The sequence below is a fragment of the Paraprevotella xylaniphila YIT 11841 genome, from assembly GCF_900683745.1.
GTDB classification, from domain to species: domain Bacteria; phylum Bacteroidota; class Bacteroidia; order Bacteroidales; family Bacteroidaceae; genus Paraprevotella; species Paraprevotella xylaniphila.
On record NZ_LR215980.1, the window covers coordinates 1,739,575 to 1,763,837 of the forward strand.

General features: G+C 49.9%; 14 protein-coding genes and 1 pseudogene. 3 read left to right on the plus strand and 12 right to left on the minus strand.

Annotated elements, in window-relative coordinates; translation table 11 throughout:
- Positions 1–12 precede the first annotated feature (12 nt).
- Both E0E47_RS07465 and E0E47_RS07470 read right to left on the minus strand, forming a co-directional pair.
- Positions 13–270 (minus strand): DUF2442 domain-containing protein, encoded by a 258-nt coding sequence (locus tag E0E47_RS07465; protein ID WP_130893346.1) that lies wholly within the window; start codon positions 268–270, stop codon positions 13–15.
- A 12-nt stretch (positions 271–282) separates the two neighbouring features.
- On the minus strand, positions 283–519 hold the full coding sequence (locus E0E47_RS07470) for a DUF4160 domain-containing protein (RefSeq protein WP_130893347.1): 237 nt from the start codon (positions 517–519) through the stop codon (positions 283–285).
- Positions 520–1,270: 751 nt separating this feature from the next.
- Here E0E47_RS07470 and E0E47_RS07475 point away from each other — a divergent pair.
- Together E0E47_RS07475 and E0E47_RS07480 are read left to right on the plus strand one after the other, a co-directional pair.
- Positions 1,271–1,672 carry a hypothetical protein gene (locus tag E0E47_RS07475; RefSeq protein ID WP_008625554.1) on the plus strand — a complete coding sequence of 134 codons (402 nt, stop codon included), beginning with the start codon at positions 1,271–1,273 and terminating at the stop codon, positions 1,670–1,672.
- A 32-nt stretch (positions 1,673–1,704) separates the two neighbouring features.
- Positions 1,705–2,817: a 6-bladed beta-propeller gene (locus E0E47_RS07480; protein WP_157183521.1), complete on the plus strand. Its 1,113-nt coding sequence runs from the start codon at positions 1,705–1,707 to the stop codon at positions 2,815–2,817.
- Positions 2,818–2,883: 66 nt separating this feature from the next.
- Here E0E47_RS07480 and xyl3A (E0E47_RS07485) read toward each other — a convergent pair whose 3' ends face one another.
- The 7 genes and pseudogenes from xyl3A (E0E47_RS07485) to mnmL all read right to left on the minus strand — a co-directional run bounded on the left by xyl3A (E0E47_RS07485) (position 2,884) and on the right by mnmL (position 18,256).
- A complete protein-coding gene (gene xyl3A / locus E0E47_RS07485) occupies positions 2,884–5,478 on the minus strand; it encodes a xylan 1,4-beta-xylosidase (RefSeq protein ID WP_130893348.1) in 2,595 nt (864 codons plus the stop codon).
- Between the two features lie 61 nt (positions 5,479–5,539).
- Positions 5,540–8,095 carry a glycoside hydrolase family 3 C-terminal domain-containing protein gene (locus tag E0E47_RS07490; RefSeq protein WP_130893349.1) on the minus strand — a complete coding sequence of 852 codons (2,556 nt, stop codon included), beginning with the start codon at positions 8,093–8,095 and terminating at the stop codon, positions 5,540–5,542.
- Between the two features lie 10 nt (positions 8,096–8,105).
- Positions 8,106–9,500, minus strand: a complete 1,395-nt coding sequence (locus E0E47_RS07495) for a glycoside hydrolase family 30 protein (RefSeq protein WP_130893350.1) — start codon at positions 9,498–9,500, stop codon at positions 8,106–8,108.
- 20 nt (positions 9,501–9,520) lie between these two features.
- The gene (locus E0E47_RS07500; RefSeq protein WP_130893351.1) at positions 9,521–11,806 is read right to left on the minus strand and encodes a GH92 family glycosyl hydrolase; all 2,286 of its coding nucleotides are present in this window, start codon (positions 11,804–11,806) and stop codon (positions 9,521–9,523) included.
- 254 nt (positions 11,807–12,060) lie between these two features.
- Positions 12,061–14,659: pseudogene (gene xyl3A, locus E0E47_RS07505) on the minus strand (xylan 1,4-beta-xylosidase).
- A 181-nt stretch (positions 14,660–14,840) separates the two neighbouring features.
- Complete coding sequence (locus E0E47_RS07510) at positions 14,841–17,162, minus strand: glycoside hydrolase family 88 protein (protein ID WP_130893352.1); 2,322 nt, start codon at positions 17,160–17,162, stop codon at positions 14,841–14,843.
- A gap of 164 nt (positions 17,163–17,326) precedes the next feature.
- Positions 17,327–18,256: a tRNA modification radical SAM protein MnmL/YtqA gene (gene mnmL / locus E0E47_RS07515; RefSeq protein ID WP_130893353.1), complete on the minus strand. Its 930-nt coding sequence runs from the start codon at positions 18,254–18,256 to the stop codon at positions 17,327–17,329.
- A gap of 100 nt (positions 18,257–18,356) precedes the next feature.
- Between mnmL and E0E47_RS07520 the strand changes: the two genes are divergently transcribed.
- Entirely contained in the window at positions 18,357–20,564 is a 2,208-nt protein-coding gene (locus E0E47_RS07520) for a S9 family peptidase (RefSeq protein ID WP_130893354.1), read from the plus strand.
- A 185-nt stretch (positions 20,565–20,749) separates the two neighbouring features.
- On the opposite strand, the gene E0E47_RS17300 is transcribed toward E0E47_RS07520, so the two are convergent.
- From E0E47_RS17300 to E0E47_RS07530, 3 genes are read right to left on the minus strand one after another with little or no spacing between them, the layout of a single operon-like run.
- Positions 20,750–20,908, minus strand: a complete 159-nt coding sequence (locus tag E0E47_RS17300) for a hypothetical protein (protein WP_172604675.1) — start codon at positions 20,906–20,908, stop codon at positions 20,750–20,752.
- Between the two features lies 1 nt (position 20,909).
- Complete coding sequence (locus E0E47_RS07525) at positions 20,910–21,755, minus strand: InlB B-repeat-containing protein (protein ID WP_130893355.1); 846 nt, start codon at positions 21,753–21,755, stop codon at positions 20,910–20,912.
- Entirely contained in the window at positions 21,752–24,214 is a 2,463-nt protein-coding gene (locus E0E47_RS07530; RefSeq protein WP_232038366.1) for a leucine-rich repeat domain-containing protein, read from the minus strand. The genes E0E47_RS07525 and E0E47_RS07530 overlap by 4 nt, the downstream gene beginning before the upstream one ends.
- Positions 24,215–24,263: the final 49 nt, after the last annotated feature.

A 24,263-nucleotide genomic window follows, 5' to 3' on the forward strand; every position in this document is an offset into this window, starting at 1 on the left:
AAAGCCATAGGATTACGCATCCAACAAAGTTTCCAACTTGTACGAAACAGGTTCGGAAGTTTGGTCAAACATCCCACTAAAACTTAAATCCTCATCTATTTGTGGCCAATGAATACCACACGGCGAAAGATAAAAATCTTCCCGTTGAGCCTTCGTGGCATTTGCCAAACGCGGCCAATCAGCAAATGCGTACGATGCTACCTTTCCTTCTGCCGATTCAGCATAAACACAATTATCATCCGTCCATACTCTTTTTACTTCCAAATTCATGAAAACCTCCTTTCACCTTTGTTTAAAAAAAGATTGCCAACGCTCTTTAATAATTTCCGTATTCTCTATGATTACAGATTCTATCAAGGCTATCTCATGCTTTTTAAATCCGTAATTACAAATTTGTTCTAAAGGTTCTATATTATACTTCGCTTCATGTCCATCTTTAATGACATGCACATGAATAGGTTCATGGTCATCTGAATAAAACAGAAAACAAAATCCAAATATGACAAATAAGATTGGCATAATTTCAAATTTTTACAAAAAAAGAAAGGAGTAATCAAAATAACAAATACTTCTTTATTATACTCTTCAAGATTGTACATATTTAACGGTCAAGAACAAAAATGGTATTGAAAGGACATGGATAAACGGAGGTTACCGAAGTACCCTTTGCGTTTCTATCCTGCCTCTCGTTTTTGCCGCAAACCGGAAAATCATTGTGCTTTGATTGGTTTTCCACCTTGCGGTAATTGTTTTTGTTTCCTTTGCTTGTCTTTCCAAGCCCCTCCCCTCCATACAGGAATATATATTGGAAAATCCATTCGCATCCTTCATACTTATTGGTTAACAGTCTGTTAAGGTGAACTTTCATGGTGTGTAGAGTTCACGTGGCATTCACCGTAAGTGGTAGGTGGATACCGTTGGGGATGCCTGAAAGATGAAACCTGTTTTTGCAAACTTCTGGTGTTGGTCATTTGTAAAGATGTCGCAGCCTTATTTTAGCCCATCCGCCTGTTGTAAGATTGGATTTACCATTAACGTGGCGTTAAGTGGAGAAAATACGGTACTACCGAAATTACCAAACACCTGGAAATGAAGCGTTAATAATTCGTTAACAGCGTTACTAAAATCGGTAACGAAAAAATACGGTCGTTAACATTTCCATTCCGAAATTTTGTGATTATTTTGCCTCCGAATCTCACGCGGGTGGTCGGACAAACAGAGAGCACGACGGCGAAACCAGCAAAGGGTATAATTAAAAAAAACAAATGTTATGAAGAAGAAGTTCCTCGCGCCCGTATTAGGCGCTGTGGTGTTAGGCTTGTCGGCTTACACGGGGTATCGCACGTATGATACGTACCATGAAGTGAGTGAAAGTGATTTGTTGTTGGCGAATGCGGAGGCGTTGGCAACCGATGACGAAGGTGGTGGAGGCTTGTCTCAATGCCAAGGTCCACAGTTGTACGATGAAGTGGGTACAAGCGTAGGAGAAAAAGTTGTCCGTACTCATTGGGGATATGGATTGGATTTTGTACAGACTTTCAAATTGTACAGATGCTATGCTATAGGAAACGGAAATTTAGGCGGCCAAAATTATATCTATGAAACAGAGCCCGTAAGCAGCGAGTATAAGGCATGTGAAGGTAACCAAAAACACAATAGTCTTTTGGATTGAAGTTTATGGAATATTATAAGAAAATCATGTGTATGGCATGCTTAGGATTGTCTCTGTCGTGCCAAAGCACAAAAGTAAATACGGTGGGGGACGAGATAACCGTAGAATACCAAGATGGCATTTTGAAGACCTCTTCTTTCTTGAAGGATTATAGAATCGTGTTGTTAAAAGCTCCTAACAACGATGCCATTATCAAATATATAGACCGTTTGCTTTTTGCCGAGAACCGCATCTTCGTAGTAGACCAAATATCAAATAAGATTCTGGCTTTCGACGGAAATGGCGAGTTCCTTGCTTCAACAGCCCGAATGGTGGGAAAAGGCCATAATGAATATATTCGCATCGTTGATGCCGCCATAGACGAGAAAGGCCATAAACTTTACGTGCATTGCGACGCTCCATACCAAATAATGGTGTTCGACTTCAACCTGAAGTTAGAGAAAATATTCCCGATGGAATATTATTTGAATGAAATGGCCATGGACGGCAATTACATTTACGGCTTGCGCCACAACAGCATGGACGATTCCGGATATGAAATCATCTCTATCGCCAAAGACAGTTTGGCTTCTTCCCCCAATATCGTATTGTCAACCCCAATATCCGTCAGGGGGAGAAAGGCTATGGGGAAATCCATGGTTTCAAATCAAGGCTGCATATATGCAAGCATCCCTTTTGATAATAAGATCTGCAAGCTCAAAGACGGGAAAGTAACCGAAAGTTACATTATCGATTTTGGAGGGCAAGGACTGCCGAACCGTCCCATTGAAAAGGACATGTCTCCGGAAACTTTCGACAGGCTGTACTCCGATACGCATTGGAGCATGGTCAACATGAGCGGTTCCGATTCACTCATGTTGTTCAACACGAATAGGTCTACCCAATTCATATTGAATCAAAAAAATAAAAAATGCCATGCTTATGGAGAGATATATAATGACATGTTGCCTTTTTCCAATTCTTATATCACACCATCGCAAGGACTGGAGAACGGCATGGCATATGAAATAGAACCGGAAATCTTACTCAAATACTCGAAACACGCGGAACAGAACCACGAAAGTATCGATCCTGCACTTTTAAATATAATCCAACAAACAACTCCTGACGGAAACCCTCTAATCATATTGTGGAGTTTTAAATAGCACTAAAATTACGGGATAAAGGTACATTGATGTATCTTTAACCCGTAATTTACCTTATACAATTTATTACAAAAGAGTTATCTTCAACTTATTCCCCTCCGGCGTGTCCGAACTGTTGCCATACATGATTTCGTACTCGCCGGGAACCACGCGCATCGTGTTCGTGGACGTGTCGAAGAACTCAAAAGCATCGGGGGACAGTTCGATGGAAACCCTACGGCTCTCGCCCGCCTTCAGTTCCACACGGCGGAAACCGCGAAGACTCTTCAACGGACCACCCGTGTCGCCCACCTTACGGACGTAAACCTGAACCACCTCGGCACCGTCACGCTTGCCCGTGTTCTTCACCTGAGCCGTGAACTTCACGCCCTCGCCCGTTTTCACAGAAGATTTGCTCAAACGACCTTTGGAGATGGCGAACGTGGTATAACTCAAACCATAGCCGAAGGGGAAGAGCGGTTTATCCGTCATGTAACGGTAAGTGCGACCCTTCATGCTGTAATCTTCAAAGTCGGGAAGCTGCTCCGTGTTCTTGTAGAACGTCACGGGCAACTTGCCACTGGGATTGAAATCACCGAACAGCACGTCGGCCACGGCCAAACCTCCGGCCTGACCCGGATACCAGGCCTGCAAGATAGCATCACACGATTCCAATTCCGGTACCAAGGCCACGGCTGAACCCGAACAGTTGACGAACACCACTTTCTTGCCAGCCGCCTTCAACGCCTTCAGGATATCGCGCTGCACCTGGGGCAGCTCGATCGAAGTGCGGTCGCCTCCGGCAAAACCCGGGCAATATACAAAATACTTGTCTTCTCCCTCCAAATTAGGAGAAATTCCACCTACGAAAATAACCGTTTCGGCATCCTTTACACGTTCGACCACCTCGGTTGGCGGAATCTGGCGATGTACTCCGATGTCGAACTTCAGCAATGCTTCGGCACCAGCCTGCATGTATTCGATTTTAATCTCATAATCCTTTCCGGCAGCAGCCTCCAGTGCATATTCCCGTTTTGCACCGGAATGTTCTCCCCAATAATCAATGACTTTCTCACCGTTCACATACACACGGTAGCCGTCATCTCCTTCTATGGTTAACGTATACTTATCCGAAACTTCCGGACGGAAAGTACCCTCATATACCGCCGTGAAGTTTTCCAATCCCACTCCCGACGTAAACACCGTATGTCCCCCATTGCTCAAACTGATAGGAGACGGCAACTCTTGGGTAGCCGCAGCCTCGCCCTGCATCTCCATATTATTCCAATACGTAGCTTTCATCCCCGACCGACCGTCATGGGACACCTCATTATAATAAGAATCAAACACATGATTGTCCAACAGCTCGCAACCTTTCTCGTACAGTACGTTGCCAATCGCCCCACGGATACCTTCCAATATGGTATAAGTATGTGCCGGCACACCTTTATAATTACCCCATTGCATGACGGAATCCACGGCATTCGGCCCCATCACGGCAATCTTTCCGGCATCGCCCTTGTCTAAAGGCAGGATACCGTTGTTATGCAACAGAACCATGGACTTGCGCGTGACATCCAAAGCCATCCGGCGATGTGTTCCGCAATCCACTGTATCGATGCTGATACGGCTCCAAGGTACAAGCGCATCGTCGTCCATCTCGCCCAAAGCAAAACGGGCTTCCAACAGGCGGCGAAGACTGGTGTCGATGCGGTGTTCCGTAATCAACCCTCTTTCTACCGCTTCATCCAAATGGGCATATTCCACGCCACATTCCAGATCTGTCCCGTTGATGACGGCTGAAGCACTGGAGGTAGCCGCATCCGGATGGGTCTCGTGGCGACCCTGATAGAAGAAATCGCTGATGGCCCCGCAATCGCTCACCACCAAATGCTTATATCCCCATTCGTCCCGTAATATCTGCGTGAGCAACCTATTGCTTCCACAGCAAGGCTCTCCCTCAAAACGCTGATAGGCACACATGACTTCTTTCACATCCGCCTCTTGCACCAACGCCTTGAAAGCCGGAAGATACGTTTCCCATAAATCACGCGGTTCCAGATTTTCCACATCGAAAGAATGGCGTTTGGCCTCGGGACCGCTGTGCACAGCATAATGTTTGGCACAGGCATGCGTCTTGTCATACTTGGCATCAGCCGGCCCTTGCATGCCCCGGACTACCGCCACGCCCATACGGGTGGTCAAGTAGGGGTCCTCCCCCCAAGTTTCCTGCCCTCGTCCCCAACGCGGGTCGCGGAAAATGTTCACATTGGGATTCCAAAACGTCAATCCTTCGTTGCCCCGTCCGTAACGGCCATGACGCCGGGCATCATGGAATTTGGCACGCCCCTCATCGCTCACCGTCACATAAATATCCTCTATCAGCTTGTCGTCGAACACGGAAGCCATCCCCATCGTGATGGGATAAACCGTAGCCAAACCGTTACGGGCCACCCCGTGCAACGCCTCGCTCCACCAATTATAAGGCTTGATGCCCAAACGCTCCACGCCGGGAGACTGGTTTTGCATCAACGAGATTTTCTCTTTCAACGTCAACCGCTTCAACAAATCGTCCGCACGTTCCTGCGGCGACAAATCAGGATTTTTGTAAGGTTCGTCCTGCGCCGGAGAGGACGTAGCCGCCATGACTCCCACACAGAAAGCAAAAACAAATTTTCTCATGCTTATATCGTTTACTATTCAACACATCAAATACATTGTGTACTTTATATCCTCTCTCCGCTCAAAGTCCTACTGTTTCCCGGAATTTGATATCATCGGAAGAAGCTCCCACCATAAAGGTATATTCTCCCTTAGGAGTGACAAACTTGCGCTCCTGCTCATCCCAATAACGCAAATCCTTCTTTGGTACACCGATCGTCACTTTGGACGTTTTACCTTTCTTTATATGTACCCGCTTAAAACCATGCAACTGCTTAAGAGGCATGTATGTGCCGGTTTCCGGATACTTCACATATACTTGTGCCACCTCATCGCCATCATACTTCCCGGTATTGGAAACTTCAAAGCTGACTTTCACCGTGTCTCGCGCCACACTCACTCCCTTGCTCTTGTAACGGAACTTGGTATAACTCAAACCGTAACCGAACTCATACAAAGGTTGGCCTTCAAAATACTGGTAGGTACGTCCCTTCACGGAATAATTGTCAAAAGCCGGAATCTCATCCAAAGAATTATAATAGGTGAGAGGCAAACGGCCGCCCGGGTTATAATCACCGAATAAAACCTCTGCCACAGCATTTCCGCCCTGCTCACCGGGGTACCATGCGTTGAGAATGGCCGGGACATTCTCGTCCATCCAGTTTACGGCCAGGGAACTTCCGGCCACCAATACCACCACCGTGTTCGGATTGACCTTATAAAGTTCCTTGATAAACTCCTGTTGGTCTATCGGCAGTTCCAAAGTGAAACGGTCCTGTCCCTCTCGTTCTATGGACTTATTGATGCCCAACACAGCCACCGTCACATCGCACTCTGCCGCTACCTTACCGGCATCGCCATAACGAGCCAATACGTTTTGCGAACCGGCCGAAGGAGCTTTCCAATACAATCCGGCAAAACAGTCCCCGCCATTGTCAAAGTACTCCACGCGCAAATCGTATGTTTTTCCGGCCTCCAACTTTATCATGGCTTCATCCATCTGCACGCTATGCTCGGTCCAAGCGTCTATCACCTTCTTGCCGTCTACATACACCCGGCAACCGTCGTCCGACTTCATCCCCAACGTGTACACTCCTGACACGATAGGTTTCAACTGTCCCGTCCACCGGATAGACATAGGTGCTTCAGGTTGGAAACGGTCGGGCTTGTGCACCGGGTCATAAAGCAACTCTTCTTCCATCCGGACAGAAGCCTCACCGGACAAGCTATTGTTCCGGTAATATTCCACTTTCAAGCCCTCGGGGAAATAGGTTTTCGTCACCGGTTCAAAATCTTCGCTGGCGGAAACCCAAGGAGCATAAGCGACCTTGAAACCGTATTCTTCCGCATACTGCTTGATTCCGTCGAGAATCGTCACCGGCTCATTCTTCGGCGTACCGCTGTAATCCCCGAACTCGCAATGTCCCGCACTGATGCCTACAACAGCTATGGATTTTACCTTTTTGGGATTCAACGGTAAAAAGTTATCTTTGTTTTTCAGCAACACCATACTTTGACGTGCTGCCTCCAAAGCCAAATCCTGATGGGCCTTGCAGCCTACCACGGACGGTTCTATCTGGTTATATGGGTTCTGTGACGGGTCGTCAAACAATCCCAACATCATACGTCCCCGGAGAATCCGGTAAGCAGCGGAATCTATATCCGCTTCGCTCACCATATATTGCCGGTAAGCCTTCAACAGCCCTTCTCCATACACCTGATTACCGCATTCCAGATCCAACCCGGCTTTAACGGCCAATGTTGCGGCCGCCTCACGGGTCTTCACATAATGGTGCTTGGTAATCATCCATTCAGGTGCACTACAATCCGAAACAATATAACCATTAAATCCCCAATCTCCACGCAACACATTCTTTATCAAATAGGTATTCACCGTACAAGGTACATCGTTCACGGCATTGTAGGCCATCATGATAGATTGCGCCTTTCCCTCCGTAATACAACGTTCAAAAGAAGGCAAGTAATACTCTCTCAAATCACGCTCCGACACCTTGGCATTGCAACTCGAACGGTTGTGCTCTTCATTGTTCACCGCAAAATGCTTCGGCGTGGAAACCGTCTTCAAATAGCGAGGATGATCGCCTTGCAAACCTTTCACGAAAGCCACTCCGAGCACCCCGCTCAAGTAGGGATCTTCTCCGTACGTCTCCGGCGTACGCCCCCAACGGGGGTCACGGGCCATATTGACCGTGGGCGACCAGAAAGTCAGCAAATCACTTGCTCCGGCTATCTGCTTTTTCCCGTATTCCAATTCTTTCCATCGTCCGCGCGCCTCGTCCGAAATGGCAGAAGATATGCGATACAATAACTCCGGATTCCACATGGCAGCCATACCTATGGCCTGCGGAAACACCGTGAAATCCCCAGGCCGCACGACTCCATGCAAAGCTTCATTGCCATGATTGTACTTATCTATCCCCAAACGCCCGATGGCCGGGGCGTCATTGACCAGCAAGGAAATCTTTTCTTCCACAGTCAAACGGGACAACAGATCCATGATACGCTCGTGTTGAGGCGCGTTCATATCTCTGAACAACTCAGTTCCTCCGCCTGTTTGCCCTGACAAAGGTAGGGCACACAAGGCCATGGAACAGCCGACTACTTTCAATACATTCATACTTGACAGTTTAATAGATTATTGTGTTAAAGGTTTTAGGTTGTAATTTCAAAATCATCATCTTATCGCCACAGGCCAACCGTACGTCGCGCTCGGTAGCTTCCCTGTTCATGCAAAACACAAGGGTTTCCCCATCCGGATTCCGGAAGGCCAGCACGTCATTCCCCTTTTCCACTTTGAGCTTATGGGCACCCGGTTTCAAGAAATGGCTCAAATGTTTCAGCAAATAGAACTCCGGTGTATAGACAGCCTCCTTTGTAGAAGAAAGGACACGCACCAATGCGTTCTGTTTCCATCCCCACGAACTGGCTCCCTCATCCTGAAGCACCATATTAAAATACATATACGTATTCACGCCTCCGTCAAGATAAGTTTTAATCAAATCAAAGGTATGTTCGGCAGCCGCCCAATCGAAAGTACCGCTTCCACACTCGTTTTCCGTCTGCATCAACTGCATTTCAGGATATTTGTCATGTATCTCGCCCACAATGTCCTTGCCTTCCCACTGCAAACCGATGCCACGTACATAACGTGCCGCTGCCGTATCCTGCATCACGCAGTCCAAATCAGCCATACGGTTGCAGTTGAACGTACCGAAATACAAATCCACTTCCGGATGTTCTTGTGCAAAGAGCGGACCGAGATACCGGCCGATAAAGTTGGCCATTGAAGCGGGTGTCCAACTGCAATTCGGCCACTGGTTCTTGGTGTAAGGCTCGTTTTGGAACTGTAACAAAGAAATGTTTACTCCCTCCTTCCGATAGGCTTCCACAAACTTGGATTGATAGAGCGCGTATGCCTTCAGATACTCCGGCTGCTGAATGAGATGGTCGCCTTCCACCTCGTTCTCTTTCGTGAAATCATTATGGTCTCCCGGTGCCGTAGCATAATGCCGGGTGGCTTTCATCCACACCGGCGGCGTCCAAGGCGAAGTCCATAACCTAAGCTCCGGATTCTGCTTTAACGCGGCCTTCACGTATGGAATCATCGCCTGCTTGTCACGCTCTATGGTGAAATGCCGCATTTCAAAGTCTCCGGCCGTATCATTGCATGTATAATAATCACGGGCAAAATCGTTAGCCCCCATAGGAATACGCCCGTATGCAAAATGTATCCCTTCCGGAGCAAACAAAGCCTGCATGACCTCCTCCCGTTTTCCATCCGGCAACAACGCAAGGGCATCCCATCCAATCTCTCCGAAAGACCCGCCGAATCCGTCGAACGATTGTTCCCGTTCATCGGAAACCACAATGTCCGGCACCGCCCCATCCGCCGATTGCACTTCCACCACCGCTTGTTTCCAAAATTCCGTTTCAGACGTGGTATACACCTTTACCTCTTGTGTGCAAGCCAAAAGCCCGTAACTTGCCCACAGACAAATCCCTAATCGATAATTCTTTTTCATTTCACTATTTCAGTTAACATTTACTCATTGTTTTTCATCTCCAAAGAAGGAGGTACGTCTTCCGCCCCACTGCCCCATTCCATGTTGCATCGGTTTCCCATGACAAACTCAAGTTTACCTCCATTGACGATATCTTCATGGCTAAACCAAGGTTTTGTCCAAACCTTCCCGTTCAACTTAGCCGACTGGATGTATTTGTTCTCTTCCGAACAGTTCCGGGCTATGATTTCCAGTGTTTTCCCATTGCTCAATTTCAGTTCTATGGAAGAGAAGAAAGGGCTTCCGATATGATAAACCGGCAATCCGGGTGTTACCGGATAGAATCCCATCATGGAAAATACCACAAACGCAGAAAGACCTCCGCCGTCCTCATCGCCGGGCATCCCCATCAGGTCGTTGCGGAACCACTGATGTACCAACGAACGTATGCGATGCTGTGCCTTCCACGGAGCCCCGGCATAATTATATAAATAAGGTATATGCAAAGAAGGCTCGTTACCCATGGAATACTGCCCCACGTTACCCGTATGGTCGGGAAGCTGGGCATAAAACTCATACTTCGGCCGTCCTAACCACTCGTTGAAGGTGGCATCGAGATTCCGGACGAACGCCTCTTTTCCTCCCATCAGCTTCACCAAATCGCCTGCATTGTGCTGCACGTCCCAACGATATACCCAGGCATTGTTCTCGCCATAGTAATCCCGCGCCCCCATCCCTCCGGAGAAACGGTAGTCGAACGGTTCTATAAATTTGCCTTCTTTATCTTTGGGATGGAAAAATGAAGTTTGCGGATTAAACAGGTTACGGTAATTGTAAGAACAATCCAGATAATGTTTCGCCTCATGCTCCAAACCCAACGCAGCAGCCATGCGGGACAGGCACCATTGGTCGTAAGAGGTACCCAAGGTAACAGCCACCGCCTGCCGCTTTTCCCAAGAGTTTACTTCCGGCACGGTTTCCTTCTCGCCGGGACAGAGAGCCGGAATATATCCTTTCTCCATGTAGAAGCTGTCCAACCACCCGGGAGCAGCGGAAGACCACGGTGCCAACGTTTTCTTCTCCAAGCTGTTTTTAGCATACGCATACGCTTCCCGCAAATCGAAATCCCGGACACCCTTACACCATGCATCGGCCATGACCGACACGCCGTGGTTACAATTCATTCGGCGCGAATCTCCCGTGATTTCCGGGAAATTCGGAAGGCAGTGACGTCCGTCCGTCTCCGCCATCCTCAAAAAAGAACGGAGCATATCCGTATGCTTAGGGGCATCGAGCAAGATGCGCAGAGGATGCGCCGCACGGTAACTGTCCCAAACCCAGTCATCCGTATAATATGCGTGCCCGCCATCATCATGTACTTTGTTGTCATAGACGCTGAAATAACGTCCGTCCTCGCTTACGCAGACCGGACGCTCCAAACAACGGTACAAAGACGTGTAAAACACATGACGGTCGTTCTCCGTACCTCCAGAAATCCGAATCTTTCCCAGCTCTTCATTCCATATACGACGGCCTTCTTCAGCCACCGTCTCCAACTCAAATCCCGGTATTTCTCTCTTCAGGTTCTTCTTGGCCTGATCCACACTGATATACGATACGCCATAACGGACGTTCAAAGAAGACAAAGCAGGACTCCAGGACAGTGCCACACAAATGTCGTCTCCTTCCGCCTTCCGTTTTTCCCTGTTCCATTTTCCGTCACGGAACACACCGCTTTGCTCCGGCGTCACGTCCGTCTCCATATAAATGTACACTTTCAGGTTATTCCAGATATTCTGATAACCGTAGACCGTGTTCCCCTCGACTGTCAATTCTCCATTTCCACCGTTCAGCACCAAATAAGGAACCGTATTCTGCCGCCGATAATCAAAATGATAAATGGCCGACTGGCGGGAAGGGGCAAAATCCACGTGCAACTGTTGGTCGCATAAATCCACCTTATAATAATAAGGCTTCACCACCTCATTGTCATATTCATAGTCCATCACACGTGCCAAATCCGCCTCGTCGCCTTGAAAGGGAGACAAATTAAAAACAAAGCTTCCCCGATGGCTGATTTGCAACATCGGCAAACCATGTAATTTACCGGACGTATAATCCCCTCTTTGGGGATACACCCTCAACATGCTGTTAGGCAAATGCACAATGGGATAAGTCGGTACCAACAAATGGCTGATGTTCCCCATATAGGGATTCACATAATCCACCGGTTCGGCTTTCGATGCCGCTACAATTTGTTGCTTCATGGCACACATACCACAAAACAACAACAAGCACAGGATTTTCTTCAAGAATCTGCTTGTCATACATATCTGTTTAAAAAGGTTAGGTGAACAAAAGTAGTCATTTAACCTGCACTTTGATTTATAAAAATCAACCAAAATATAAAAAATACGAAGCAAGGGCAACCAAAACCTACAGATTTCTCAAACTGAAAAGCATTTGGTTGCCTCCTCACAGCACAAACAAGTAACAATGTACCTATTGGCAGGCACATCAAAAGGAAAGCATGACGAGCCACACGGAATACGACCCGAGATACTTTCCCAATGCTGTTAAATTACAATAACTCCACCTTCAACTTGTTTCCCTCCGGCGTGTCCGAACTGTTGCCATACATGATTTCGTACTCGCCGGGAACCACGCGCATCGTGTTCGTGAACGTGTCGAAGAACTCAAAAGCATCGGGGGACAGTTCGATGGAAACCGTACGGCTCTCGCCCGCCTTCAGTTCCACACGGCAGAAACCGCGAAGGCTCTTCAACGGACCCTCCGTATCGCCCACCTTACGGACGTAAACCTGAACCACCTCGGCACCGTCACGCTTGCCCGTGTTCTTCACCTGAGCCGTGAACTTCACGCCCTCGCCCGTTTTCACAGAAGATTTGCTCAAACGGCCTTTGGAGATGGCGAACGTGGTATAACTCAAACCATAGCCGAAGGGGAAGAGCGGTTTATCCGTCATGTAACGGTAAGTGCGACCCTTCATGCTGTAATCTTCAAAGTCGGGAAGCTGCTCCGTGTTCTTGTAGAACGTCACGGGCAACTTGCCACCGGGATTGAAATCACCGAACAGCACGTCGGCCACGGCCAATCCCCCGGCCTGGCCTGGATACCAAGCCTGCAAGATGGCATCGCACGATTCCAATTCCGGCACCAAGGCCATGGCGGACCCCGAGCAGTTGACGAACACCACTTTCTTGCCTGCCGCCTTCAACGCCTTCAGGATGTCGCGCTGCACCTGAGGCAGCTCGATCGAAGTGCGGTCGCCTCCGGCAAAACCCGGACAGTTGACGTGGTTCTTTTCCTCTCCCTCCAAATCCGGAGATATGCCGCCTACGAAAACGACCGTTCCGGCATCTTTCACACGGGCAACCACTTCGGTGGGAGAAACCTGACGACGAATCCCCACGTCGAACTTCAACAAAGCCTCGCCCGCAGCCTGCATGTACTCGATTTTAATATCATAATCTTTCCCTGCCGTAGCATCCAAGGCGTATTCACGCTTTTCGCGGGCATGCTCGCCCCAGTAATCAATGACCTTCTCGCCGTTCACATACACGCGGTAACCATCGTCTCCTTCAATCACCAAATCATATTTTCCACCCTGCAACGGACGGAAAGTACCTTCGTACACCGCCGTGAAGTTTTGCAGGTTCACTCCTGCCGCAAACACGGTATTTCCCCCGTTGTTCTTATTAACCGGAGTGGCTAATTCCTGCGTGGCAACCGCCTCTCCTTTCATCTCCAGATTATTCCAATACGTGGCCTTCAGTCCCGTCCTCCCGTCGTGCGACAACTGGTGGAAATAAGAATCGAAGACTTCATTACTCAGAAGGTTGCACCCTTTTTCATACCGCACGTCACGGCCAAGCCTTTCACGAATACCGTCCAAGACCGTATAAGTATGCGAAGGCGTACCTTCATAATTTCCCCACTGCATGACGGAATCCACCGCATTCGGCCCCATTACGACGACATCGCCACGCGTCTTGTCCAAAGGAAGCACCCCGTCGTTGTGCAACAAGACCAAAGACTTACGGGCAATGTCCAAAGCCATCTGCTTGTGTGTTTGGCAATCCACCGTATCTATGCCGATGCGACTCCAAGGTACCAACGAGTCGTCATCCATTTCCCCGAGCGCAAAACGGGCTTCCAACAAACGGCAGAGACTGGTGTCGATACGGTGTTCCGTTATCAATCCCCTATCGACTGCCGCTTCCAATTGCATGTAATCCCCCCATCCGCATTCCAAGTCCGTCCCGCTGGTTACTGCGGAAGCACTGGCCGTGGCGGCATCGGGATGCGTCTCGTGCAAGCCCGGGTTGAAAAAGTCACCGATGGCACCGCAATCGCTCACCACCACATATTTACCCCCCCCATTCGTCGCGCAGGATTTGATGAAGCAGGCGTTTGCTCCCGCAACAGGGTTCTCCCTCGAAACGCTGATAGGCACACATCACTTCTTTCACATCGGCTTCTTGGACCAACACCTTGAAAGCCGGCAAATAAGTCTCCCACAAATCGCGTGGGTCAAGCTGTTCCACATCGAAATAATGACGCTTGGCTTCCGGCCCGCTGTGCACGGCATAATGTTTCGCACAAGCGTGCAGCTTGTCGTACTTGGCATCCGCAGGACCTTGCAAGCCCCTGACCACAGCCACACCCATCCGGGAGGTCAGGTAAGGGTCTTCTCCCCAAGTCTCTTGCCCCCGTCCCCACCGGGGATCGCGGAAGATATTCACATTGGGTGTCCAAAACGTCAATCCTTCGTTCATCTGCCCGTAGCGGCCTTTTTTGTGCGCATCGTGATATTTCGCACGAGCCTCGTCGCTTACCGTCGTGTACACGGCCTCCACGGCCTCATCGTCGAACACGGAAGCCATACCCATGGTGATGGGATAAACCGTGGCGATTCCGCTACGGGCCACTCCGTGCAACGCCTCGCTCCACCAGTTATAAGGCTTGATGCCCAAACGCTCCACTGCGGGAGAAGAATTAATCATCAAGGAAACCTTCTCTTTCAGCGTCAACCTCTTCAACAAATCCTCAGCACGTTCACGAGGAGACAAATCAGGATTCTTGTAAGGTTCGTTCTGTGCCCAACCTATATCAGCCACGGCCAACCCTAACCACAAAACAAATACGGTATTTTTCATGCTTATTTAAATTATAAATGGTTTTATCTTGCAAAATAAAATAATTCGCCAAAGAACAGACATGGAGAAAAACACTAATCACATGGATGATATTAAGGCCGCCTCATTTCCATGTAAAAAATAAGGTTGGCCTTGCTTCTGCAAAGCCAACCTTATGGTCAAAACGGCATCGAGACACAACTTATTTCAATGTCACGGCCAAAGGCGTTTTCAACTGACGGCCGTACCGCTCCACGTTCTCCTGCCAAACGGCCATATCCGGCATGTCATACTTGCTCCACGCGGAACCGAAATAGTAAGTAAAAGTATCCCCCGGTTCGTAGTTGCTGATTCCTACCACATGCCCCACGGCACCAGCCTCTTCTTTCGCCATCGGAACATATTCTACCGACTTCAAGTTTTCGGGGAACAAGCAAGCTATGTATATCAGCCCGTTCATCGCCTCCGGATGGTCCATCGCATCGGCATACGCCACATAACCGAGTTTTTTATTCATTACATACGCATCCGGTATACTCTTATGCACGGCAATACCGGCAGCCACCTTACGGGCTTCACTCAAATTAGCATAAGTCACTTCACATTTGTTCAGATGCGTACCCTTGTCCAATGTAATGACACGGGTTTCCACTACGTCCTTATCCTGACCGACTTGTACCGGTGCAAACGCCATACGGGCAGAAAAGCGCAACGGCCCCATGTCCAGGATTTCCACCTCTTTATAACATAAAGGATAGACAAAGTCCTTCCCTTCCATCAAAGCGGGCACACCGGCACCCATCGTCGGGCCTACCGTATAAGCATCCATTCCGTAACCGTGGTCGCGATGGTAAGTCAACGTACGATGCAAGGCGGCACACTCGCCTCCACGTCCGGCCTTGCGCAACTTGTCCTGCAGGCCGTACGAAGTCAACTCGCTATGGTAGAAAGTTTCGAGCATCGGACAAGGCACGTTCTTATTAAACACATCGAAACCATAAATGCGTTGTCCGCTTTTCTGGATGGCCGGACCGTATGCCCGCCAACCGTTCCGGTCGTTTTCCCAAGCCAAATCGTCTTCACGCGAAGCATACACACGCCCCCACGACGTGAAACGGTAGTCGGCCGGCTGTCCTTTCACAATCGTCAGTTCCGTGGAAGAAGCGGGACGCACGGAAGCCTGCAACAAGAGCTTGCCGTCATGGGTCAACTGATAAGGCACTTCCGTCCGGTCTCCGTCATACACCACGAACTGACGTCCGCCACCGATACCGAGTTTCTCAAATATCGTCTTGGCCTCCAGTTCCACCACATCATTACGGTTGTCTTTCGTCGTATTCTTTACCTCTACTTTTATAGAAGGAGAGTTCTTATCCTCCACGCTACCGTCCAGATAACGTACACGCTCACAAGCCGCCAACAGCCATGCACCGGTTCCGAAAGGAGCCTGCGACTTGGCATCCACCTTACGGGTCGGGTCGGGCTTCTCGCCAATGGGCTGCACATAACCGATGCTGCCATCCGGTTGGAGTGCCGTAGAAACCAGATAATTCCAGGCTTTTTCAATCACCGGGGCATACTCCGTCTTGTCCAGCAAGCCATGGTTTACGCCCCACATCAGGCCGTAGGCAAAGAATGCCGTACCGCTCGTCTCCGGTCCCGGAGCATCCTCTTCGCACAACATGCTGCGGCTCCAGTATCCTTCCGGCCTCTGGCAGCGTGCCACACCTTGTGCCAACTCCCTGAACCGCTTCTGGAAGAAAGCGCGGTGCTCATAGTCCTCCGGCATGTCGCCCAACACCTTGGCCAGACCGGCCAACACCCATCCGTCGCCACGCGCCCAGAAACTCTTTCCGCCACTGGCTGTCTTCACTTTGGGATAAATATACTTCGCGTCGCGGTAATACAACTGGGCCTCCGCATCATACATCAGGCTGTCGCTCCACAAGTAATTCTCATACATGCGGTCCAGGAACATGCGGTCGCCCGTCAACTTGTACATCTTCGTCATCAACGGCATCACCATGTAGAGTGCATCTGCCCACCACCAGAACTTGTTCTCATCCAAATGGCAGGCGTACGTCATAACCTCCTTCGCACGGGCTACCTTATAATCGGCCGGGTTCAGGTTATACATGTCAATGTAGGTCTGGAAACAAATCTGCCAGTCGCCGAAGAGCACGAAATCCTGGCCCTCCCCGTAAGTCTTGTACTTCCAGTTCCGCTTGTCGTCGCTGTTTGCGCCCCGCCAACGGTTATGTTCGCACCACTGTTGGCTGTAATTGTAATATGCCGCCTTGCCTGTCAGGCGGTAGGCTTCCATGTTTCCGGTGTAATAAGCGGCATTGTCCCAGAACGCACGCACCTTGGGCGAATTGTTCGCCTGCCAATAATCGTTTACTTTCCCTATCAGCTGCAAGACTTCAGCCGACCCCGCGCCGCCCTGTGCCGCCACCGGGAGAAGCACTCCCACGCACCACAAGACCATCCACACGCGCAAAAACTTGAAATCAAAGTGTTTCATGTAGAATGATATTAATAATTAATGATTTGGTTCTGCATGCTTCGCATGTTCCGCAAAAGTAAATAAAAAAAACATAACCACGAAGCTTTTTAAGGATTACCTTATTAAAAACGCTATATTTTGTGTCCGCAAACAAAAACCGCGCACGGGCGTTTCCCGCAGGTTTACCTACCGTCTGCGAACTTTCCTTGCCACGTGTTCCGCTCCCTCATCCTACGTTTCAGCCGTTCTGTAAACTCATAATTTTTCAGTCCCCAGTCGGGAGCTATCAAAAGTTCCTTGGGGGATTGCGAAACAAAACGCTCCAACACCAAATCGCCCCGCAAACGTTCGATGTAGTCGATGACCAGATCTATGTACTCATCCACCGTGTACAGATGGAACCACTCCGGATGCAATCCATACTCATGCGCCATCCGCGTCCCTTTTATCAATTGGAGTTGATGGATTTTCAAAGTTGTCAAAGGTAAACGGGATACCAATGCAGCCTGCCCGACCAGTTCCTCACGCTTTTCGCCGGGCAGCCCGAGGATGATATGCCCGCCGGTACGTATGCCTGCACCCGCCGTGCGCCGGAGGGTCTCTTCCGTCTCGGCAAATGTGTGCCCACGATTGATACGGACAAGCGTACCGTCATCCACGCTCTCTATCCCGTACTCCACCATCAGGAACGTGCGGCTGTTCAGTCCGGCCAGATAGTCCAACAACGCCTGCGGCATGCAGTCGGGGCGCGTGCCGATGACGATTCCCACCACATCCGGCACAGCCAAAGCTTCTTCATACTTACGGATAACCTCCCCCACTTCCCCATACGTGTTCGTATAGGCTTGGAAATAAGCCAAAAACTTCATCTCCGGATACTTGCGTCCGAAAAAGCGTTTGCCTTCCTCCAACTGCTCCGTAATCGTTTTCTCCGTGCGGCAATAAGCCGGGTTAAACGTCTGGTTGTTGCAGTAAGTGCATCCGCCCCACCCTTTTTCCCCATTACGGTTAGGACAAGTGAAACCGGCATTGATGGAAATCTTCTGTACTTTGAAAGGAAACTCGCGGCGCAGGAAATCCCCGTAGTCCGTATATAAATAAGGTATAGCCATACTTTTTAAACCGTTATTGCCTCGCAAAGATAGAAAAAAAACTTATCTTTGCGACAAAATAGTTATAGGTTAAGATATTATCCATTACATCTGAAATAAAATGAAAAAGATTGCAACCTTTTTGGCCGGCTGCCTTTTAGCAGCCATTCCCGTACACTCGAATGCGGCGGGACTTTCATTAAAAGAGTTGTGCGCAGGCGAATATGCCGCCAAACGCATCTATGGCGTGAACCCGCTCAACGACGGGGAGAGCTATTCCCGGCTGAGCGACGACCACAAGCAAATCATCACCTATTCCTTCAAGGACGGACGGCAGAAAGACGTGCTGTTCGACGTGGCTACGGCAAGGGACGTGAAACTGGAAAAGATAGACGGCTACATCATGTCGCCGGATGAAAAGAAAATGCTGATACAAACGGAAACGAAACCCATCTACCGCCATTCCTTCACCGCCGTCTACTACTTGTACGACATTGTCAACCGCACCCTCACCCCCTTGTCGGACAACGGCCCTCAACAGTCGCCCAAGTTCTCGCCGGACGGGAACCTTGTGGGTTTCGTGCGCGACAACAACCTTTTTTTGGTCAAACTTCTGTTCAACAACAGCGAAAGCCAAATCACCAAAGACGGGAAATTCAACGAAGTCATCAACGGAATCCCCGACTGGGTGAACGAAGAGGAGTTCGGCACAAACCGCTCTTTCGACTTCAATGCCGACAACACGATGATAGCCTGGATCCGCTACGATGAAAGCAAAGTGAATACGTTCTCATTCCCATGGTACAAAGGCAGCCATCCGGCCAAAGAACAATATGCGGAATATCCCGGACGCTACGAATACAAGTATCCCATGGCCGGTACGACCAACTCTACTGTCAGCGTGCAGACGTTCGACATCAAGGCCCGCGTAATCCGCACGATGAAACTTCCCCTTGAAGCCGACAGCTATATCCCGCGCATCCGTTTCACCAACGACCCGGCCAAACTGGCCGTCTTTACGTTGAACCGCCATCAGGACTGTCTGGAAGTGTACATGGCCAACCCGCGTTCCACGGAGTGCAAGAAAATCCTGCGCGACAACGTGGACAAGTACGTCAGTGAAAACGTCTTTAAGAATCTGGCATTCTACCCCAACCGTTTCGTGCTGACCAGCGAGCGTGACGGATACAACCACCTCTATCTCTACGACTTGAACGGCAGCCTGATAAAGAAGGCCGTAGACGGGAAGCTCATCGTCAAGAGCTTCTATGGATACGACACGGCGGACGGCAGCTTCTATTTTTCCGCCAACCCGGCAGACGACCCGATGCACACGGCCGTTTACAGGAGCGACAGCAAGGGCAAGATAGAAAAACTCTCCGCAGAAGAAGGCGACAACAGTGCCATATTCAGCAAAAACATGAAGTATTACATGAACGTCTATTCCAACATCCGTACTCCGTACGTGACCACCCTCTGCAACCGCAACGGCAAGACGCTGAAAGTGCTCGAAGACAACCAAACATTGGTGGCCAAACTCGACGGACAGGATTTAGGAACGCACGAGTTTTTCCAATTCACTACGGGAGAAGGCATAAAGCTGAACGGCTACATGGTCAAACCTGCCGGTTTCGACGCGAACAAGAAATACCCCGTCGTCATGTTCCAATACAGCGGTCCCGGCTCGCAGCAAGTCCTCGACTCTTGGGGAACCGGCAGCATGGGCGGCACTTTGTATGAACAATACTTGGCCCAACAAGGATTCATCTGTGTCTGCGTGGACGGACGCGGCACGGGCGGACGTGGTGCGGAGTTCGAGAAATGCACCTACCTGAACTTAGGTTATTTAGAAGCGAAAGACCAAGTGGAAACCGCCCTTTATCTGGGCACGTTGCCCTACGTGAACAGTAAACGCATCGGCATCTGGGGTTGGAGCTACGGAGGCTTCAACACGCTGATGAGCATGAGCGAAGGCCGTCCCGTCTTCGCCGCCGGAGTGGCCGTTGCCCCTCCCACCTGTTGGCGTTACTACGACACGGTCTACACGGAACGCTTCATGCGCACCCCGAAGGAAAACGCTGCCGGATACGACCGCAGCCCGATAAGCCAAGCCGGCAAGCTGCATGGCAAGCTCCTGATTTGCCACGGTACGGCCGACGACAACGTCCACTTCCGCAACTCCATGGAGTATGCCGAAGCACTGGTGCAAGCCGGCAAGACGTTCATGATGCTTCCCTATAACAACCGCAACCATAACATCACCGGCGGCAACACCCGCAACCATCTTTATACGAGCATCACGAATTTCTTCATCGAAAACATGAAATAAGGAAACGAAACTGCCCAATGGGCTTTTTATGAAAGAACTTTACACGATATAATTCACATTATCAACATATTACAATCTGCGCCAAACGAAAAATCATTCTCTTGAGAGTAAATTTCCGTTTGGCGCAGATTGATTTTTCATTCTCTAAAGAATGATTTTACGGCTTCTGCAACATAGAATTATCTTCACAAGTTCCAAATATTCTTGTTGCACAAGGCTTCAAACTCCATGTCGGCTTCCACCGCATCATCAACAGGAATTCCCCTTCCCGGAGATTGGGCTATCAAGCCAGACAACTCCACATCGGCAATTTCCACCGAAGGACAAACATACTTCTTTTTCATCTCAGTTCTTTTTTATATACCAATTTACCACTTCTACGGCATCGCTCACGTCCACCTCGCCGTCACGGTTCATATCGGCCTTGTCAAGCGGCACTTCGGGCATCTTGCCCAAATACGCCCCCACAATGGCTACTGCGTCCGTCACATCGGCCAGCTTGTCTCCGTTCACATCGCCTTCCTCCCCGGTATCCACGTCGGGCTGTCCGCCTCCGGCCGGTTCGTCCGGGTTGTCCGGGGCGAATACATAACGCGCTTCCACCGTCACATCCTCCGTAGGCATGGAAAAATTAAACCCTTCCGCATCGCTCAGTTTCCGCCCTTCGCTGTACCATCCCCGGAAAACAAAACCTTGGTTGGCATAAGCTTGGAGATAGACCCACTCGCCTTCTTCCACCTTGCCCCCGCTCTCGCGGTTGAACGAGCAGGCTTCCTTAGGCGTGCAGTCCAACCACAAACGGTGCCGGAGCACCAAAGACGGTTCGGACGGATTAGTGGGGTCATAAGCATACAGGGCCACAAAATGTGCATCTTCTTCGCCTACGGTATAAGCGAATCCCATCTCAGCAGAATAGTCCGCACCGTCTTTCTGCCATCCCACGAAACGGAACGTGGAGGAGGCCGCCGAAGTGTTGACATATACCCCTGCGCCCTTTTCATACTTTCCCCCGCCGGACACGTAACCGGCCTCTGCCGGACGGGCTTCCACCGTCACCCGATAGAGCGTGTTCGGTTCGGGAGGATTGGACGGATTGAACTCGTCCTGCCCACAGACGGGCAGGATGCCGGCCATGCAAAAGGCCGACACCGTGCACCACGTCCGTAAGAAAACTGCCACCGTCCTCATCATACCACGACTTTACGGGCTTGTCCGCCCACATTGACCACATAGACTCCGGGACGCACGTCCAGACTGCCGTTGCCGTCGATGATACCCATCAAAATTCCGGAAAGGGCAGTCACCGTCGTACGAAGCCCGGCGGCCCCGCTCACTGCAATCGTGCCGTTTTCCACATCCACCACAGCCTCGCCTGCGGCAAACACCCCGTTCACCCCAGTAGCCGAAGCAGACTTCACCAAAAGGAAGCGGTCGTGGAACGTGCCTGCCTCGGAAGAGAACACGTAATCCCCTTCGGAGAAGTCATGGCTTGCGCCCGTCAACTTGTCTTTCAGCATTACCCCCACGTCAGCACGGGTCAAGCCGATGGTATAATTCCCGGCGGCCTGCACCTCATAGCCCAAGGACACCACACCGTTACCCTCCGGACGTTCGTTGATGGCATATTTCACGCCTTGGCCGTCCAACGAATACAGTTGCGGCACACCTTCCGCCATGAACTTGGCTGCGTCGCAATCCACCTCATACGCTTCGCGCTTCCGGGCATTGAACACCACACGCGTCTTGTCCGTCACCTTCCCGTCGGAAAGGGTAAGGTTCACCAACCGGCGTTCCACGCCTGCCGCGCGGCGCATCCGTCGCGGTGCCACATTAGCCCGCCGGGCAGCCTCGGATTGCAACTTCGTCTTGCGATGTGCGGCATGGAACGTGATACCGTCCTCGGCATTGGGCTTCTGCACGAAGAAAGCCTGGTAAGGATAGAGCACGTAGTCGTCATCCTGAGGATTATAAGCCTCATACGACCACCCGTTCCATATCGTGACGGGATAGTCATACCCCAAATCCTGCAAATCGAAATAAGAAGTATAGGGATTGCCCACGAAATTCCATCCGACATCCTGTACCTCGTCTGCCCCATGGTTCTGCAAGAGAATGTCGCGGTTCTCGCCGTCGAACTTCGCATCCGGGACTTGGAAAGTCAACGTTCCGGATTGGCTACCTTGGAAAATATACCCCACACCGGCGGTCAGCTTGCCTGCCGCCCAGTCTTTCCAACCTCCCCGTCCATATTGGGCACGTTCCGCCCCATCGTACCACCGCAGGACGTAACTTCCATCATACTTGATGTTCTTCTTGTCGATGGGGTATGGGAAGCAGAAGAAATACCAACGGTTGGCTTCCACCTGTATGTCAATATGCAGGTTCTTGGCATTGATGTTGCAATGCCCGTCCTTGTCGCCTTGTCCGATGACCGAAGCCCCGTTCCCATTTCCGTCGTCTTTAAGATGCACGTCACCCAAGTCCTGGCTCTCGCTCCCTTCGACCACCAGTCCCGAACCGGGATTGAGGTCGGCATCCGGGCCTTGCACTTCTCCGGTCCCGGAAATGGTGTCACCCTCCAAACGGGGTGTCTCCTCGTCAATCACCAAGTCTTTGTTCAGGTAGAAGTACTCGTAGGGTTCGTTGAACATCACGATGGAAGGGAATTGCGACCATTGCGTGTCCCAATAATAGTTATTCTGCGCTGTCTCAGGCACATGAAGCGTGGCATTTTTAAAGACTTCCGCAGAAAAAGTGGTCTGGTCCAACTGTAAGGGGTCTATTATATAGGTATAGACATCCTTGATGCTGTTACAGTACTCAAAGGCAGCACTTCCCACACTTAACACAGAAGCGGGGAACCTCACCTCGGACAAACAACGGCAATTGTTAAATGCTCGACTTTCTATATATTCCAATCCTACCGGAAACTTAACGGCACTCAAGCAAATATTATTCTCAAATGCATTACTATATATATACTTTAAAGTTTGCGGAAAAACTATCGTGTCGTGCAACGCACAGTCAGAAAAAGCAACACCACCTATCCTTTCAAGTCCTTCTTGGAAACTGACTTCTTTTAATTGATTACAATAATAAAAAGCTAAACTTCCTATTTCTTGAACCTTTTCAGGAATATCCATGCTCGTCAATCTATGGCATTCACTAAAAGCACTCTGCCCAATATAGGTAATACTTTTGGGAAGTTTGCACACCCTCAATTCTTTCCGATAAAAAGCATAATCAGGCAAGGAATCATTCCAACTGTGACAACCCTGGTAATGTTCATACGGATTATACACTACATGCGCATCCGTCAAATCCAACTCTCGAAGAGAAGTCATCTTGTTCCTCATCACCATGAAATCATAACTGTTAACCGTTCCGCTCACTTTCAGACGAACCACATTCCGGGCCGCCTCATTATCCGACACGCCCCCCACGGCTTGCAAAACCGCAGACGACTTTTCTTCCGCCTCTACCATCACATCCCAATCATGTTGCCGTTCCAAACAAAGGATGTCATTCACCTTGTCGCTCCAAGCCGTACGGTAGGCTTCAATGCAACTTTCGGGAACATACACCAAGTTCTCTCCCAAAGAATTTGATTCCCTTTGGGGTGGAACAAGTGCATATAACTGGAACTCCACTCCTTGATTGTTAAAGGCAGACACACCTATTTTTTTAATAGAAGCAGGT